Origin of the sequence: Tistrella arctica, from assembly GCF_039630945.1 — a bacterium.
Classification (GTDB): Bacteria; Pseudomonadota; Alphaproteobacteria; order Tistrellales; family Tistrellaceae; genus Tistrella; species Tistrella bauzanensis.
The window spans coordinates 66,265-82,087 of the sequence record NZ_JBBKTV010000001.1 but is presented as its reverse complement, the minus strand read 5'-3'; the positions used below and the strand labels follow the sequence as shown (position 1 = coordinate 82,087).

General features: G+C 67.1%; 13 protein-coding genes and 1 tRNA gene. 6 read left to right on the top strand and 8 right to left on the bottom strand.

Translation table 11 applies throughout. The features are described 5' to 3' along the window. Positions 1-31 precede the first annotated feature (31 nt). The gene (locus tag WG924_RS00370; RefSeq protein WP_372045152.1) at positions 32-1,489 is read right to left on the bottom strand and encodes an NAD-dependent succinate-semialdehyde dehydrogenase; all 1,458 of its coding nucleotides are present in this window, start codon (positions 1,487-1,489) and stop codon (positions 32-34) included. Between the two features lie 230 nt (positions 1,490-1,719). On the opposite strand from WG924_RS00370, the gene WG924_RS00365 reads away from it, so the two are divergent. Then, entirely contained in the window at positions 1,720-2,193 is a 474-nt protein-coding gene (locus WG924_RS00365; RefSeq protein WP_345930843.1) for a hypothetical protein, read from the top strand. Between the two features lie 6 nt (positions 2,194-2,199). Here the strand turns inward: WG924_RS00365 and WG924_RS00360 are convergent, their stop codons facing one another. The 4 genes from WG924_RS00360 to WG924_RS00345 all read right to left on the bottom strand — a co-directional run bounded on the left by WG924_RS00360 (position 2,200) and on the right by WG924_RS00345 (position 7,212). Continuing rightward, on the bottom strand, positions 2,200-3,723 hold the full coding sequence (locus WG924_RS00360) for a DUF4062 domain-containing protein (RefSeq protein ID WP_345930842.1): 1,524 nt from the start codon (positions 3,721-3,723) through the stop codon (positions 2,200-2,202). Between the two features lie 70 nt (positions 3,724-3,793). Then, the gene (gene fahA, locus WG924_RS00355) at positions 3,794-5,053 is read right to left on the bottom strand and encodes a fumarylacetoacetase (RefSeq protein ID WP_345930841.1); all 1,260 of its coding nucleotides are present in this window, start codon (positions 5,051-5,053) and stop codon (positions 3,794-3,796) included. Between the two features lie 39 nt (positions 5,054-5,092). After that, positions 5,093-5,806 (bottom strand): TetR/AcrR family transcriptional regulator, encoded by a 714-nt coding sequence (locus WG924_RS00350; RefSeq protein WP_345930840.1) that lies wholly within the window; start codon positions 5,804-5,806, stop codon positions 5,093-5,095. After that, positions 5,803-7,212, bottom strand: coding sequence for an amidohydrolase family protein (locus tag WG924_RS00345; RefSeq protein ID WP_345930839.1), 1,410 nt, complete (start codon positions 7,210-7,212; stop codon positions 5,803-5,805). The genes WG924_RS00350 and WG924_RS00345 overlap by 4 nt, the downstream gene beginning before the upstream one ends. 194 nt (positions 7,213-7,406) lie before the next feature. Between WG924_RS00345 and WG924_RS00340 the strand changes: the two genes are divergently transcribed. The 4 genes from WG924_RS00340 to WG924_RS00325 are packed head-to-tail and all read left to right on the top strand — an operon-like array spanning position 7,407 to position 10,842. After that, positions 7,407-8,411 (top strand): TRAP transporter substrate-binding protein, encoded by a 1,005-nt coding sequence (locus WG924_RS00340; RefSeq protein WP_345930838.1) that lies wholly within the window; start codon positions 7,407-7,409, stop codon positions 8,409-8,411. A 23-nt stretch (positions 8,412-8,434) separates the two neighbouring features. Then, positions 8,435-8,965, top strand: coding sequence for a TRAP transporter small permease (locus WG924_RS00335; protein WP_345930837.1), 531 nt, complete (start codon positions 8,435-8,437; stop codon positions 8,963-8,965). Beyond that, positions 8,965-10,260 (top strand): TRAP transporter large permease, encoded by a 1,296-nt coding sequence (locus WG924_RS00330; RefSeq protein ID WP_345930836.1) that lies wholly within the window; start codon positions 8,965-8,967, stop codon positions 10,258-10,260. Before WG924_RS00335 ends, WG924_RS00330 begins: the two co-directional genes overlap by 1 nt. 54 nt (positions 10,261-10,314) lie before the next feature. Then, positions 10,315-10,842, top strand: a complete 528-nt coding sequence (locus WG924_RS00325; RefSeq protein WP_345930835.1) for a cupin domain-containing protein — start codon at positions 10,315-10,317, stop codon at positions 10,840-10,842. A gap of 248 nt (positions 10,843-11,090) precedes the next feature. Here the strand turns inward: WG924_RS00325 and glmS are convergent, their stop codons facing one another. Next, positions 11,091-12,917, bottom strand: coding sequence for a glutamine--fructose-6-phosphate transaminase (isomerizing) (glmS, locus tag WG924_RS00320; RefSeq protein WP_345930834.1), 1,827 nt, complete (start codon positions 12,915-12,917; stop codon positions 11,091-11,093). Between the two features lie 269 nt (positions 12,918-13,186). Between glmS and WG924_RS00315 the strand changes: the two genes are divergently transcribed. Further along, a tRNA-Val gene (locus WG924_RS00315) sits at positions 13,187-13,261 on the top strand. Between the two features lie 66 nt (positions 13,262-13,327). Here WG924_RS00315 and WG924_RS00310 read toward each other — a convergent pair. Both WG924_RS00310 and WG924_RS00305 read right to left on the bottom strand, forming a co-directional pair. Next, positions 13,328-14,296: a DMT family transporter gene (locus tag WG924_RS00310; RefSeq protein WP_345930833.1), complete on the bottom strand. Its 969-nt coding sequence runs from the start codon at positions 14,294-14,296 to the stop codon at positions 13,328-13,330. Between the two features lie 41 nt (positions 14,297-14,337). After that, a complete protein-coding gene (locus tag WG924_RS00305; RefSeq protein ID WP_345930832.1) occupies positions 14,338-15,810 on the bottom strand; it encodes a DUF2793 domain-containing protein in 1,473 nt (490 codons plus the stop codon). Positions 15,811-15,823: the final 13 nt, after the last annotated feature.

Below are 15,823 nucleotides of genomic sequence, written 5' to 3'. Positions count from 1 at the left end.
GCCGGCGGGGTTATGGACGTCACATCCCGGCTCAGGCGCCAATGCCGCCGATCAGGGCATATTTCACTTCAAGATAGTCTTCGATGCCATATTTCGAGCCTTCGCGGCCCATGCCGCTTTCCTTGACGCCGCCGAACGGGGCAACCTCGGTGGAAATCAGGCCCTCATTGATGCCGACGATGCCATATTCCAGGGCTTCCATCACCCGGAACACCCGGCCGACATCACGGGTATAGAAATACGAGGCCAGACCGAACTCGGTGTCGTTGGCATAGCCGACGGCTTCCTTCTCGTCGTCGAAGACGAAAATCGGAGCCACGGGGCCGAAGATCTCCTCGCGCGACAGCCGCATGTCCTGCGTGGCGCCAAGCAGGATGGTCGGCTTGTAGAACCGGCCGCCCAGTTCATGCCGGCCACCACCGATCACGACCTCGGCGCCCTTCGACGTGGCGTCCGCCATCAGCTCGTCGACCTTGTCGGCCGCGGCATCATCGATCAGCGGCCCCAGAACCACGCCGGCTTCCAGGCCGTCGCCCACCTTCATCTGCGCCACGCGCGCCGCCAGCTTGTCGGCGAAGGCCTTGGCCACGCCGCGCTGGACATAGAACCGGTTGGCGCAGACGCAGGTCTGACCGTTGTTGCGGTATTTCGACGCGATCGCGCCTTCAACCGCCGCATCCAGATCGGCATCGTCGAACACCAGGAACGGCGCGTTGCCACCCAGTTCCATCGACACTTTCTTCACCGTGGCGGCGCATTGTTCGATCAGCACCTTGCCCACCTCGGTGGACCCGGTGAAGGTCAGCTTGCGCACGATCGGGCTGGCGGTGATGGCGCCGCCGATCTCGCGGGCCGAACCGGTGACGATGTTGATCACGCCCCTGGGGATGCCGGCCTCTTCGGCCAGCACCACCAGGGCCAGGGCGGTGAACGGGGTCTGGGATGCCGGCTTGCAGACCAGGGTGCAGCCGGCGGCCAGCGCCGGCCCGGCCTTGCGGGTCAGCATCGCGGCCGGGAAGTTCCACGGCGTGATGGCGGCGACCACGCCCACCGGTTCCTTGGTGACGATGATGCGGCGGCCGGCGGCGAAGGTCGGGATCACGTCGCCATAGACGCGCTTGCCCTCTTCGGCGAACCACTCGATGAAGGATGCGGCATAGGCCACCTCGCCCTTGGCCTCGGCCAGCGGCTTGCCCTGTTCGGTGGTCATGATCCGGGCGATGTCGTCCTGATGCGCCATAATCAGGTCGAACCATTTGCGCAGCAGGCCGGCGCGTTCCTTGCCGGTCTTGGCGCGCCAGGCCGGCAGGGCCGCGTTCGCGGCATCGATCGCGCGCAGGGTTTCGGCCTCACCCATCTTCGGCACCCGGCCGATGGTGGCCCCCGTCGCCGGATTGTCGACCGAAAGCGTGGCACCGCTATCGGCGCCCACCCAGGCGCCGTCGATATAGCACGCCTCGCGCATCAGGTTTTTGTGCGAGAGCTGGATCACCTGTCGTCCTCCCTGGAGTACCATACATGCACGGTTGGCCGCCGGGCGCATGTCTCCCCGGCGTTCGTGCACGAAACTTCGCCGATATCCGGACCAGCGGCGCTTGAAGCGGCCCGGATGCGGCATCAGACTATATGGCGACCAGGGCTGCGGCAAGGAAGCCCCACATGCCGTGGACCCTGCCATGCAGGGACAGCATCCATCTTCAGGAAACAGGATCACATCACATGCCCAGGCACGACGACCGCTTGCTGGCCGCCCGCCCCCGGCGCATGACCATCCGTCTTCGGCGCCTCGCCGCGGGCGTGATACTGGCGGCCTCGGCGGTTCTGCCCCTCTCCCCCGCCGTTCGGGCGGCCGATACACCCCCCTCATCGGACGAACAGAGCCGCCTGTCACGGGAAGCCGACCGCCTGGGTCGCGCCGCCGATGACGCGGCCGAGGCCGCACGCGCCGCCGCCGAGGCCGCGGCCGACCGCATGCAGCGGCTGTGGAACGGCCTGCCCCGCTATTCAGCCCCCGAGATCGACGAAGACGGCAGCGTCATCATCCGCCGCCTGCCCGATCGTGACACGCCCCTGGAAGGCGACACACCCCTGGAAGGCGACACGCCCCCGGATGAGCGCGAGGGCGAGCGGCCCGATCGCGGCCCCGACGCCCCGTCGCCAAAGAAGGTGACGCCGCCGCTGACATCGGTCTGATCCCTGTCAGCCTGACCCTTCTGATCCCTGTAAGCCCGACCCGTGATCGTCGCTCGATATCATCGCCATGAAACTGTCCGCATCGATGTCCACAGGCGTCAGATCGAACAGGCGCAGCGTGATCCGGTCGAGCGACGGCCCGACCATGAGCCCCCCGGCCGGTGCCGCACGAAGACCCATCAGGCGCTGAGCCGACGGATCACGCAAGGCATGACCGGCCACCACCATCCAGCGGCCTCTGATGGACTGCGCCACACGCTCCCAGAACCAGGTGGCCCCGGCGGCGCGGCGGAGGTCGTCCTGCGTCAGCACCAGCGTCGATGGCGCGGTGACCGACCCGTCGATCTTGAAGATCACCGGCCCGTCGCCGCCCGGTCGCGCGGGCCACGTCTTGCCATACCCATCGTCCAATGGGGTCAGAATGATCGGGGTCAATCCCTGCTGGTCACAGGCACGCTCGAACAGGTCATCATAATTGGTGGTGAAAATGACCGGCGTGCGGCGCACGGCAATCAAATGCGCGAGGGTCGGCGACACCGACTGAGGGGGCGACATGGCCTGACACAGCCGCTCAACCACCGCGTCGCGTCCGAGATCATGCTCGGCCACCGTCAGAACATCGTGGAAGTCCCGGTGGGTGCCCATGACGGATCCACCATGTCGGGCAGCCAGAGCGTCCAGCAACAGGCGCCACAGAACCTGGATGCCTGGATAGCCCGCACGAAGCGACATGCCGGCGCCAGCCAGCAGCACCGCCTGTTGCGGATCAAAGCCGGCGGCGCGTGCCGTGTCGACCGCCGCGCGTGCCGCAGCAATCGATGACGGCGTGGGCACAGACCATCGCATGGCGTCCAGAATGCCGGCCACCGTGGTGCCGCCCGGAAGCATGGGCAGCAGCCCACGCGCCAGCCCCGCAAGCAGAGGCCACGCGGCCGCCGATAGTCGCGCTGCTCCATCTTCCGGCCCCGCGGAACGGGCCATCCCGACCGCAGCCCCGTGCGCTGCGGTCAGCGCCGTGTCGCGTTCCCTCGTCAGGGTGCGCAGAAAACTGCTCTCATACAGATCCATGATCGCATCGCGGACCGCGTCGCCCAGATCCTCCGCCAGATCGAATTGCCTGACGAATGCGCCCGTCTCCCAGGAGCCGACCGCCTCGCGAAACGCGTCACGTCGTCTGGCGTCATCCTCGCCGCGCACCGGCGCCAACGGCGGTCGCTTCTGGAATGGCAGGACAACCAGCCCCTTTTCGCGGGCGCGCTCATATTCCATATGGGTGACCGAAATGCCACGGCCGGCGCCAGGCCCCGTCTGGGGGATGTATCCGTATGACTCGCCCTGAAGAAGAATGAAGAGGTGGCAATCGTCGATCGCGGCACAGATCGTATCCCACGACCGGCCGCCATCCGGCGACATGGTCTCAGCATTGAGCGGCTGGATATTCGCCGCTTCAAGCGCGCGCACCACGCTTCTGCGCTCGTTGCGCAGGTCCGTCATCGTGCTGCTGATGAAGGCGCGCAACCGCCCCGCCATGACCCGACCCTCCACATCCATTGCGGAATGCCATCATAACGCAGGGCTCAGGCCTCCGACGACACGCAAGTCACCCCGCCTCCACCAGCGGCAGAGCCGGCGTGATCGCGCCGCGGCACGTGCCGAAGCCGATGCGATAGTCATCGAACTGCGCATGGCCTGAAAGGCTGATCGTGTCGCCATCCTCAAGGAAGGTCCGCAGGGTGCCGTCCGCCAGAGGCAACGGCGTCGCGCCGTTCCAGGTGAGTTCCAGCAGGCAGCCGCGATTCTCCGGCTCAGGGCCTGAAACCGTGCCCGATCCCAGAAGATCGCCGACCCGCATGGCGCAACCATTGATCGCATGGTGGCAAAGCTGCTGGGCCAGCGAGAAATACATGCGGCCATAATTGGTCCGGGTGATCTGTGTCAGGCTGCCGTCCGGCGTGATCAGGTGGGCCGCCAGATCGATGTCGAAATGGGTCGGGCCCCGATCGGCCAGATAGGGCAAGAGCGGCGCATGGCGCTCAGGCGCCGCACAGCGTGCCTCCGCCAGTGCCTCGCGCATCACGATCCACGGCCCGATCGTGGTCGCGAAGCCCTTGGCCTGGAACGGCCCCAGCGGCCGCGCCTCCCAGGCCTGAATGTCCCGCGCCGACCAGTCGTTAAGCAGGACATAGCCGAAGATCATCTGATCGGCCTGCGCCAGATCGACCGGCCTGCCATGCGGGTTGGCAATGCCGACCACCGCGCCGAGCTCCAGTTCGAAATCCATCCGACCCGACGCAGCGAAAACCGGCGCCTCCGCGCCGGCAGGCAGGATCTGGCCCCATGGCCGACGGATATCCGTGCCCGAGACCACCACCGTCGAGGCGCGGCCATTATAACCCACCGGCACATGCACCCAGTTCGGGGCCAGATCATCGGCGCCGCGCAGCGCCTTGCCGGCATTGCGGGCATGATCTTCGCTGGCGAAGAAATCGGTATATTCCGCCACCACCAGCGGCAGATGCAGGCACAACCCGGCCATGGCAACCAGCGCCGGCCTCACCTGCGCCTCGACCGGGGCGCCGTCGACAAGCAGCCCGGTCACGATCCTGCGGAACCGCGCCCAGACATCCGGCCCCAGGGCCATGAACGCATTCCACGACGGCTCGTGGAACACCGCCGGCAGACCGTCAAGCAGGCCCAGATCCTCCAGCATCGCCAGATCCAGCACCATGTCGCCGATCGCGACACAGCAGCGCGGTGCCTCGCTGCCCCGGCTGAACACGCCGCAGGGCAGATTGTTCAGCGGGAACGGCGTTTCAGGATCATTGGCTGAGGCAACCCAGCTCACCAGGCGTTTCGACATCTTTCTCAGTGTCCTTCCGGCGGTCCGAAGACCGGTTGTTCAGCAGCGTGCGCCCGCGATCCCGCGGGTGATGAAATCGACCAGATGCGCCCGCATGTCGGCCCGCGCGGATATCGAGCAGGCGCCATCCGAAAGGCGCTCGATCCGGCGTTGCTCGTCACGCTGGCTGACCGAGATCAGCACCGTGCCGACCATGAAGTTATAGAACCAGCAGACCTCGGCATGGCTCAACGCCGGCACCGATGCCTGGATGGCCGCGATATAACGCCGGGCCATGCCATCCAGCTCGGCCGCGATCAGATTCGATGTCCATTCGGTGGGCATCAGGCGGTTCTTCAGGATCAGATTGGCGAGCAGCCCGCCCTCGGCCGGCGTATCCTCGCGGAAATAGCCGCTGACGAAACTGTCGACGATCTCGCGGATCGCCACGCGCTCGCCGCGCGCCTGCGCCGCCGTCTCCAGCGCGGTCAACTGATCCAGGCGATACTGGGCGCTGCGCCGCGCCACCTGCTGGAAGACATCGACCGCCAGCTTGTCCTTGCTGCCGAAATGATAATTGACCGCCGCGACGTTCAGGCCGGCGCCGCGCGCGATATCGCGGGTCGTCACGCTGTCGACGCCCCGCTCGCTGATCAGCATGCGAGCCACCAGCCGGATCTTCTCCTTCGGTCCGTCGGCGGCCTTCAGCGCGTCGCTGTCCTTCAGCCCATCCACGTCCGGCAGGTCTTCGGGTCGATGCTGCATGTCGGTCATGATGCGGTTCCGGTCGCTCGTTTCATGACCTTGGAATATGCGCTCGACGACCCGGCCATGTCGTCGCGGGTTTTCTCCACCCGCTCGGCGATCTCGCGGAACGCGTCGTTCGACCGCTGCCGCAGGCCGTCATAATCCACCCCGACCAGCCTGCCATCGCGTTTCACCACCGCGCCATCGACCAGAACCGTGCCGGCATCGCCGGGCCGGGATTGCAGCAGCAGCATCGCGACCGGATCGCCCATCGGCATCATGTTCAGGCCCCGGGTCGAGAACAGCGCGATATCGGCACGCGCGCCCTTGCGCAAACGGCCGACCTCGCCGCCCAGCCGCATGGCATTGGCGCCACCCTCGGTGCCGAAGCGCAAGGCATCGCGCACCGTCAGCCGGATCCGGTCGGGCACCACGCCCCGGTCCAGCACCGTCTGGTTGTCGATCGCGCGGGCGGTCTGAAGCGCCAGCCGCATCTGCGTCAGCATGTCGCCGCCATTGTTCGAGGCGATATCGACACCGAAGCTCGGCATGCCGCCCACACTCAACAGCCGGTTCGTGACCGGAAATCCCATCCCCATCTGCATCTCGGTTTCCGGCGTGATCGACACGCCCCCGCCCGATGCCACCACCTGCGCCAGCTCGCCGTCATCGCACATATTGCCGTGGACATGCAGCATGTCCGGCCCCAGCCGGCCGCGCCGCGCCAGATCGGCGATGCCATGGGGCGACCCGAAGGTGCCGACATGCAGGGTGATCAGCGCGTCATGGCGCCGGGCGACATCGATCTCGGCATCGGTCAGATCGGCGGCGACCAGCCCGAATTCGGTCAATGCGATACCGAAATCCAGCAAGGACCCCGCTGTCGACCGGAAGCTGCGCGCGACCTCATCGGCATGGCGCAGCCGCTCGTCGTGACTGCCGAATCCGCGATCACGGGTCGGCACGTCATAGAAGCCATAGCAGAAAACGCCCCGGATGCCGGCATCGGTCAGGCCCTGGATGGCCGCTTCGGCATGGGCCGGGCTGTTCATCAGATGCGAGAAGTCGCACACCGTGGTCACGCCGGTATCCAGCGCCTCCAGCGCGCCGACCAGATTGGCCAGATAGATATGGTCGGGCGTATAGGACGTGGCATAGCCCACCCGGATCTCACGGACATAGTCGACCAGCGACCAGTCGGCCGCGACACCGCGGATCGCCGTCTGCCAGACATGGCGATGGGTATCGACCATGCCGGCGACCGCGATCGCGCCCTCGCCGTCGATCACCTCGGCGCCCGGGGCCTGAATGGCGGCCTCGACAGCCGCGATCCGGCCGTCACGCACCAGAATGTCGCGCGCCTCAGGCCAGGCCTGCGACGCCAGATCCGGATCGGCCACATAGACGTTCTTGATCAGAATTTCGTTCGGCAACGGATGGTCCCTCCTCGGAATGCCGGCTCAGGATATCGGCGCGCGAGCCATCAAGCAATAGCTTCAATCACATGATTCAAACAAGCGCTTTACATCGGCCCACAGGTCACTTACCAATTCCGTCAGGCATAACCGCCAAAGGCCGGGATACGCGTATCCGGCTGAAAAAGGCGAGAAACAGGGGGATATGACCCATGAAGCTTCCACGCATCGCAGCCACCCTTGCCGGGGTGCTCATGGCCGGGCAGGCCATGGCGCAGGACGTCATCGACCTGAAATTCGCGGTCTTCACGCCCGAGCAGGAGATCACCTATCAGGAAGCCATCAAGCCCTGGGTCAAGGCCGTGGAAGAGGCATCGGGGGGCGCGGTCAAAATCCAGCTCTATCCCGGCGGCATTCTGGGGCGTGACGGGTCGAAGCAGATCAAGCTGCTGAACGACGGGGTCGCCGACATCGCCTTCATCATCCCGGCCTATAACCCCGGCCTGTTCCCCGACAACTGGGTGGTCGAACTGCCCGATACCTCGCAGACCGCAACTGAAGGCTCGGTCGCGTTCTGGCGCATGGTCGACGGCGGAAAACTGCGCGGCTATCAGGATTTCGAGGTTCTGAGCATGGTCGCGACCTCGCCCTATTTCCTGCACGGCAACGAGCCGATGAACCAGATCGGGGATCTGAAGGGCCAGAAGATCCGGATCGCCGGCAAGCTTGAGCAGCAATGTGTCGAGGCGCTTGGTGGCGTGCCGGTCGGCATGCCGATCACCAAGATTCCGGAAAGCCTGAGCCGCGGCATCATCGACGCCACCCCGATGCACTATGCCGCGCTCTATGCCTTCGGCATGGCGAGCGCCACGACATATCACTATCAGAGCGCCCTGGGTTCGATGCCCTTCGGCTTCGTCATGCCCCGGCAGCGCTTCGACGCCTTGCCGGAGGTGGTCCGCAACGCCATGCGCGACGCCGGTGGCGAGAAGCTTGCCCGGATCTTCGGCGCGGCCATGGACGCCGAAAATCAGCGTCGGCTGGACGAGACCCTGGCCACGGCCGGTCAGACCGTCGTGGTGCCGTCCGATGACGACAAGGCCGCATGGTCGGCGGTGATGGCCGATTGCTCGGGCGACTTCGTGGCGGGCCAGGACAATGGCGCCGCGCTGGCCGACGCTTTCAAGGCGGAACTGGCACGGATCCGCGCCGAGTGACCCCAGGGATCGGAGCCTCAGAGATGACCATCCTCCGTCTGGGCGAGATCAACGTCACCTGCACCCGGATCATCGCCTTGTTCGGCCTCGCCGCCCTGCTGGTCATCGCGATCGCGACCCTGGCCGACGTGCTGTCGCGCTGGCTGGCGGATGCGCCGATCGCCGGCGTCTATGACCTGTCCACCCTGTTCATCGCCGTCGCGATGGCGGCCTGCTTCCCGGCCGCCATCGCCCAGCGGCAGAACATCACAGTCACCTTCCTGGCCGATCGGATGCCGCGCCGCATACAGCGCCTGTTCGACGTCTTCGCCGAAGTGATGACGCTCGCCTTCTTCGCGCTGCTGGCGTGGCAGTTGGTGGTCTACACGCAGGAACTGATCGACAGCGGCGAGACCTCGTTCATCCTGACGGTGCCGATCGCGCCCTGGTGGATGGCGGCAACGGCGCTCTTTGCCCTGTGCGTGCCGGTCCAGGCGGTCGTCGTCGCGGTCGCCATGCACGATCTTGCAACCGGTGCGGCAAAGCCGACCAGCTTCGATCAGGGGGGCGCCTGATGGATCCGTTGACCACGGGTGCGCTGGGGCTGGCGCTGATGTTCGCGCTGATCCTGGTGCGGGTGCCGATCGGCATCGCCATGGGCATGGCCGGTTTCATCGGTTATGCGGTGCTGGGGGGCGTGAAGCCGGCGCTGAGCATTCTGGTCTCGGAACCGGCCGGGATCATCGCCAATTACGAATTCGCGGTGATCCCGCTGTTCCTGCTGATGGGCAGTTTCGCCACCGCGGGCGGCCTGTCGGCCGAGATCTACCGGCTGGCCCATGCCTTTGTCGGTCATCGGCGCGGCGGCCTCGCCATCGCCACCATGGGCGGATGCGCCCTGTTCGGTGCGGTCTGCGGATCGTCGCCCGCAACCGCCGCCACCTTCGGCCGGGTGGCGCTACCGCAGATGCTCGACCGCGGCTATGCGCCCTCCTTCGCCACCGGCTGCATCGCCGCCGGCGGCACGCTCGGCGCGCTGGTTCCGCCATCGATCATCATGATCATCTATGCGGTGCTGGCCCAGGTGTCGATCCTCGACGTCTTCGTCGCGGCGGTCATCCCGGCCATCATCGCGGTCGTGTTTCATGCCATCGCCATCACGATCTACACCCGGCTGGCGCCCGGCGCCGGCCCGGCCGGCCCGCGCACCGGCTGGCCGGAGCGGTCGCGGGTTCTGCGCGATAGCTGGGCGGTCATCGTGCTTCTGGTCAGCGTGATCGGCGGCATCTATGGCGGCATTGTCACGGTGAACGAGGCGGCGGCGGTCGGTGCCTGCTTCACGCTCTTTCTCGCCATCCTGCGCCGGCGCCTGACCTGGCGGAGCTTCCTTCAGGCGTTGGGAGAGACCGCCGCCAACACCGCCGTGATCTATCTGATCATCTTCGGCGCCTCGATCTTCGCCTATTTCTTCACCATCAGTGGCGCACCGCAGGTTCTGGTGGCCACGATCGGCGGCCTCGATGTCCCGCCGCTGGTGATCATCTTCGCCCTGCTGGTGATGTATCTGGTGCTGGGATCGGTGTTCGAGACCGTGTCGGCGATGCTGATCACCCTGCCCTTCGTGCTGCCACTGGTGGTGTCGCTGGGCTACGACCCGGTCTGGTGGGCGATCGTGAACATCGTGGTGATCGAACTCGGCATGATCACGCCACCGATCGGGCTGAACGTCTTCGTCCTCAAAGGCGTGGCCGGAAACATCCCGCTGTCGACGATCTTCCGCGGTGTCTCGATCTTCGTGGCGTCCGACATCCTGCGGCTGATCCTGCTCGCCGTCTTCCCGGTCCTGTCACTCTACCTGCTGGGGCTCTGATCCGCCCGGCGTTCACACGCCCCGCACCCCTTCTTCAGATATGGATACACGGACATGCTCAAGACCATCCGCCGGATCGTCACGACCAACACCGCTGACGGGCGCTCGCGTATCCTGTCGGACGGCCCATCGCCGCATGTGCTTGAAAGCGCGCCGTCGCGTGGCCTGATCGACATGTGGGCGATGACGGCCCACGGCCCCGACACCGAAACCCCTGACGGCGCCGAGCGCCCGATCGTTCTGGCCCCGGCGGCAGGCGGCAACACCTTCCGCATCTTTCAGCTTCCACCGGCCGGCAGCGGCGATGGCGACCGGGTGCTGTCGGCCAGTGTCTTCGAGCGCATGGGGGCTGCCGATGCCCATGATGCCGGTGGCCGACACCCGAACATGCATTGCACGCGGTCGATCGACTACATCGTCCTGCTGTCGGGCCGGGTGAAGCTGATCCTCGACGAGGACGAAACGATCCTGGAGCCGTTCGACGTCGTCATCCAGCGTGAGACCAACCATGCGTGGGAAAATCTGTCGGACCATCCGGCGCAGCTCATCGCCGTCCTGATCGACACGTCGCGCACCGCATGAGCACCTGGCGGGGGGGGGGGGGGGGGGGGGGCGCCCCCCCCCCCCCCCCCCCCCCCCCCCCCCCCCCCCCCCCCCCCCCCCCCCCCCCCCCCCCCCCCCCCCCCCCCCCCCCCCCCCCCCCCCCCCCCCCCCCCCCCCCCCCCCCCCCCCCCCCCCCCCCCCCCCCCCCCCCCCCCCCCCCCCCCCCCCGGGGCGGGGGGGGGGGCGGCCCCCGCCCCCCCGCCCCCCTTCACGCCACAGCCACCGCCTCATTCAACCGTCACCGACTTCGCGAGGTTGCGCGGCTGGTCGACATCGGTGCCCTTCAGCACGGCGGTGTGATAGGCCAGCAGTTGCACCGGCAGCGCATACAGCAACGGCGCCACCACTGGATCGACCGTTGGCAGCACCACGATCTCGGCGACCAGATCCGCCAGCCTTGCGGCCCCCGCCTCGTCGGTGATCAGGATCACCCTGCCGCGACGGGCGACGATTTCCTCGATATTCGATGCGGTCTTGTCGAACAGCGGGCCTGACGGCGCCAGCGCCACGACCGGCAGGCCGTCATCGATCAGCGCGATCGGCCCGTGCTTCAACTCGCCGGCCGCATAGGCTTCGGCGTGGATATAGCTGATTTCCTTGAACTTCAGCGCGCCTTCCAGCGCGATCGGAAACGACGTGCCGCGCCCGACATACAGCACGCCGGTCACATGGACCAGGCTTTCGGCGATGCGGCGCATCTGGCTGTCATTGTTCAGCACGTCGGCGACCCGAGACGGCACCTCCGCCATTGCCCGGGTCAGTTTCTGATCGCGGGCATCATCGATGGTGCTGCGGGCACGGCCAAGACCAATGGCAAAACAGGCAAGCGTCACCAACTGACACGTGAAGGCCTTGGTCGAGGCGACGCCGATCTCGGGGCCGGCCTTCGTGCGCAGCACCAGATCGGCTTCACGCGCCATGCTGCTTTCCGGCACATTGACCACGGCAATGGTCACCAGCCCGGCCGCCTTGGCGTGGCGCATCGCCGCCAGGGTGTCGGCGGTCTCGCCCGATTGCGAGATGAACACCGCCACCTCGCCCGCCGTCAACGGCGTGTCGCGGTAACGGAACTCGGATGCCACATCCACATCAACCGGCAGCCGCGCCAGTTGCTCGATCCAGTATTTGGCGACCATGCCGGCATAGGCCGATGTTCCACAGGCAACGATCAGCATCCGGCTGAGAGCCTTGGGGTCGAAGGGCGCGTCCTGCATCTCGATCGTCCCGCGGGCCGGGTCGAGGAAAGTGCGCAGGCTGTCGCCGATCACGGCCGGCTGTTCATAGATTTCCTTCAGCATGAAATGGCGGTGTCCGCCCTTGCCGACGGCGCCGCTCGACAACTCTGTCTGGCGGCGCGGCCGCACCACCTCGGCGCCGGTCGCGTCATAGATGGTCATGGCGGCGCGGGTCAGCACCACCATGTCGCCTTCGTCCAGATAGGTGATTTCGCGCGTGAACGGCACCAGGGCCATAGCGTCCGATCCCAGATACATGCAGCCATCGCCATGGCCGACCGCCAGCGGGCTGCCCCGGCGGGCGCCGATCAGCAGATCCTGTTCACCGGCGAAGACCAGCCCCAGCGCGAAGGCGCCTTCGAACCGCACCAGCGCCGCCTTCACCGCATCGACCGGCGACAGGCCCTGCTCGATCAGCGCGGTGATCAGTTGCGGGATGACCTCGGTATCGGTCTGGCTGGCGAACACCCGGCCGGCGGCCTGAAGCTCGGCGCGCAACTCGCGATAATTCTCGATGATGCCGTTATGCACGGCGGCAACGCGCGCGGTCGCATGGGGATGGGCATTCGCCTCGGTCGGCGCGCCATGGGTGGCCCAGCGGGTATGGCCGATGCCGATATGACCGGTCATGGGCCGGTCCGTCAGCAAGGCGTCCAGCCGGGCGATCCGGCCCTCGGCCCGGCGCCGGCCGATGCCGCCGGCCTCATCCAGAACAGCGATGCCGGCGCTGTCATAGCCGCGATATTCCAGCCGGCGCAATCCCTCGACCAGAATGGCCGACGCATCCGCCGCCCCGACGACGCCCACAATACCGCACATGCCCTGTCACTCCATCGATCTGAACGCCGCAGCGCCCGGCGCCCGGCATATCCCCGGACATCCGTTATCGCCACCGGTCTGGCGTAACAGACCGCAGGCCCCGGCGCCAATCACTTCCCGTTACCGAATGTTGCAGGCCGATGCCCGATCATCAAACCGCAACATCCCTGCGATCACCCGCTTGACAGCCCCGGATCGCGGCCATATAAAGCGCCCACCTCAGGCGGACGGAGCGGCGGACACGGCCGGACCGGACGAACAGACCCTGCGGGCGCGTAGCTCAGCGGTAGAGCACACCCTTCACACGGGTGGGGTCACAGGTTCAATCCCTGTCGCGCCCACCAATTCATCAAAACCCCCGATGCTCCGGCATCGGGGGTTTTGTGTGTCCGCCTGCCGCCTGCCAACGATCACCGACGCCGCGCGCCCACCACCAGCCAGACGCCGGCCGCGGTCAGCGCCATGCCGCACAGGCCCAGAGCGCCCGGCGCCTCGTCGAACAGGATCCAGGCGATCACCGCCGCCGACAGCGGCACCAGATAGAACAGGCTGGCGGTTTCCGAGGCAGCCCCCCGGCGCAACAGCACATAAAGCAGGCTGACGGCACCCAGCGACAGCACCACCGTCAGCCAGACCAGCGCGCCGATGAATTCAGGCGCCCAGTCGACCGCGCGGGTCTCGAACAGCAAGGCCACCGGCAGCAGCACCAGAAACGATGCCACATACTGAATGATCGTGCCGGTGCGCAGATCCTGGCCCGAACAATGGCGCTTCTGAAACAGCGTGCCGACTGTGATCGCGACCAGCGATCCGACCGAAAACAACGGTGCCCAGGCGGGAAAGTCCTGAAACAGCAGGCCGCTTCCGGCGGGCGCGATCTTATCGGCCAGCACCAGCAGAACGCCGGCCAGCCCAAGCAGCAGCCCCGCCCATTGACGCGGTCGCGGCCGTTCGCCCAGCATCGGGATCGCCAGCAGCGCGGTCAGCAGCGGTTGCAGGCCAACGATCACCGCCGCCATAGCCGCCGGCACACCCTGATGGATCGAGATGAACACCCCGCCCAGATAGATGGCATGCATCAATACGCCGGCGATCGCGGCATTCAGCCAGGCACGTGGCCCATGGGGCCAGGGCGCGCGTGTCGCCAGCGCGAACGGCACCATCAAGGCCACCGCCGCGACCATCCGGATCGCCAGGAACGTCGCCGGCTCGGCATGGGGCAGGCCATAGCGGGCGCCGATGAACCCGGTGCTCCACAACAGAACGAACACCACCGGCACCAGCGCGCGCGCCGGGCTGCCGATGACACTGGTCGATGATGGCGCGGCCGCCCCGGAACTGGCCCCGGAACCCGCCTTGGTCGGGCTTTGTCTGGTCATGGCCGGACACTCCGCCCGCCCGGCTGCGCCGTCAAGCCGGATCAGCCGACACGCACCGCAAGTTCGCCGGTGCCATCACCCAGAAGCCGCCAGATCCGCCCCAGAATCCGGGCGTCATGGGCATCATCCAGCCGTTCGCCCGCCGCCAGACACCGGGCACGGATCGATCCTGCGGCATCGGCTTCGGCAATGGCGATCCGGCCGGGGATCACCGCACCCGCCAGCTTCAGCGGCACCCGGCCGGCAAAGGCAATACGGTCGACCATCGGGCGTGCCTCATCATCGCCACCCCAGGCATCCCCGCCAACCAGCGCAGGGGCCGTCGATTTGACCGCGAAGGCGATGGCATCGGCAAAACGGTCGGTGATCCGGCCCTGATCGTCGATGCCGACCACCGCCCCCTTGGCGACCGGGCCGCAGCCGGGCGCCTTGGTGACGTATTCGGCGAAGTCGGCGCCGCTGGCATTGATGGTGCCGGATGCGTTCAACGACCGGCCGGTCACGCTGTTGGCGCGCAGCGACATGGCACAGCCGGCCACACTTCCGCCCGTGCCGGCGACATTGAAGAAGCTGGCGCTGACACCGCCATGGCCGCCGATCATCGCAACCTCCGCCCCTTCCGCGTCGGTCACGCTGCGCAGCCGCAGCATCGCCACCCCCACCTCCACATCCATCATCTCAAGATGGCCGTCGGTGGTCTGGCCGATGTCCCAGCTACGGGCGCTGCCGCCGGTCAGTTGCAGGCGCAGTTTCGGCAGGGTGCTGGTCGACACATGCAGGGCCTGAGCCGGAGCATTGGTGCCGATGCCGATCGCCGGCCGGTCGGCCGGCACCGCCACCCTGTCGCTGCCTTGCGTCGCCAGCACCAGCGGCGCCGCGCCATCGGTCTGCAGTTTCAGCGTGCCCGCCTGCCAGCGCAGCGCCGCCCGTCTGGTGCCTGCCTCGCGCAGGCCCAGCAGGGCCTCACCACCACTATTCACATGCGCCGACATGGCGGCGGCAGTCGCGTGACGCGCCACCACCCCCTCGCCATCCGTGGCGGCGGTATCGCCCACGATCAGCTTCTGGGCCACATCCAGCCGGCCGGTGATGCTGTCGCCCGCTTTGGCCACCTTGCCGGCAAGGGCCGTATCCAGCCCGGTCACCTCGGCCGGAACATGGCTGTGCGCAACCACCGTGGCGGTGACCCAGGCACCGCCACGGCGGGCGATGAAGATCTGCTCGGCCTCGATGAACACGATCCAGCCATCACGCGGCGCGATGAACCGCCAGCCGCCACTGGTCCAGATCGCCAGTTGGCCATCACGCCAGGCCCACAGGCCATTGGCGCCGGTCGAGATCAGATGGGCATCGCCCTCGGCGGGGCTGGATGGCGGCGTGGTCAGGGTCCGGTTCTTCACGGTCATCTGGGCCGCCACATCCAGCAGCGCCAGGGCCTCGTTGTGCTGAACATGCTTCTGCGCCGCGGCGGCACTCAGGAATGGCAAGGTCAGGCGTGGGGTGGTATCGGCCATCGGTTGCGGCCCT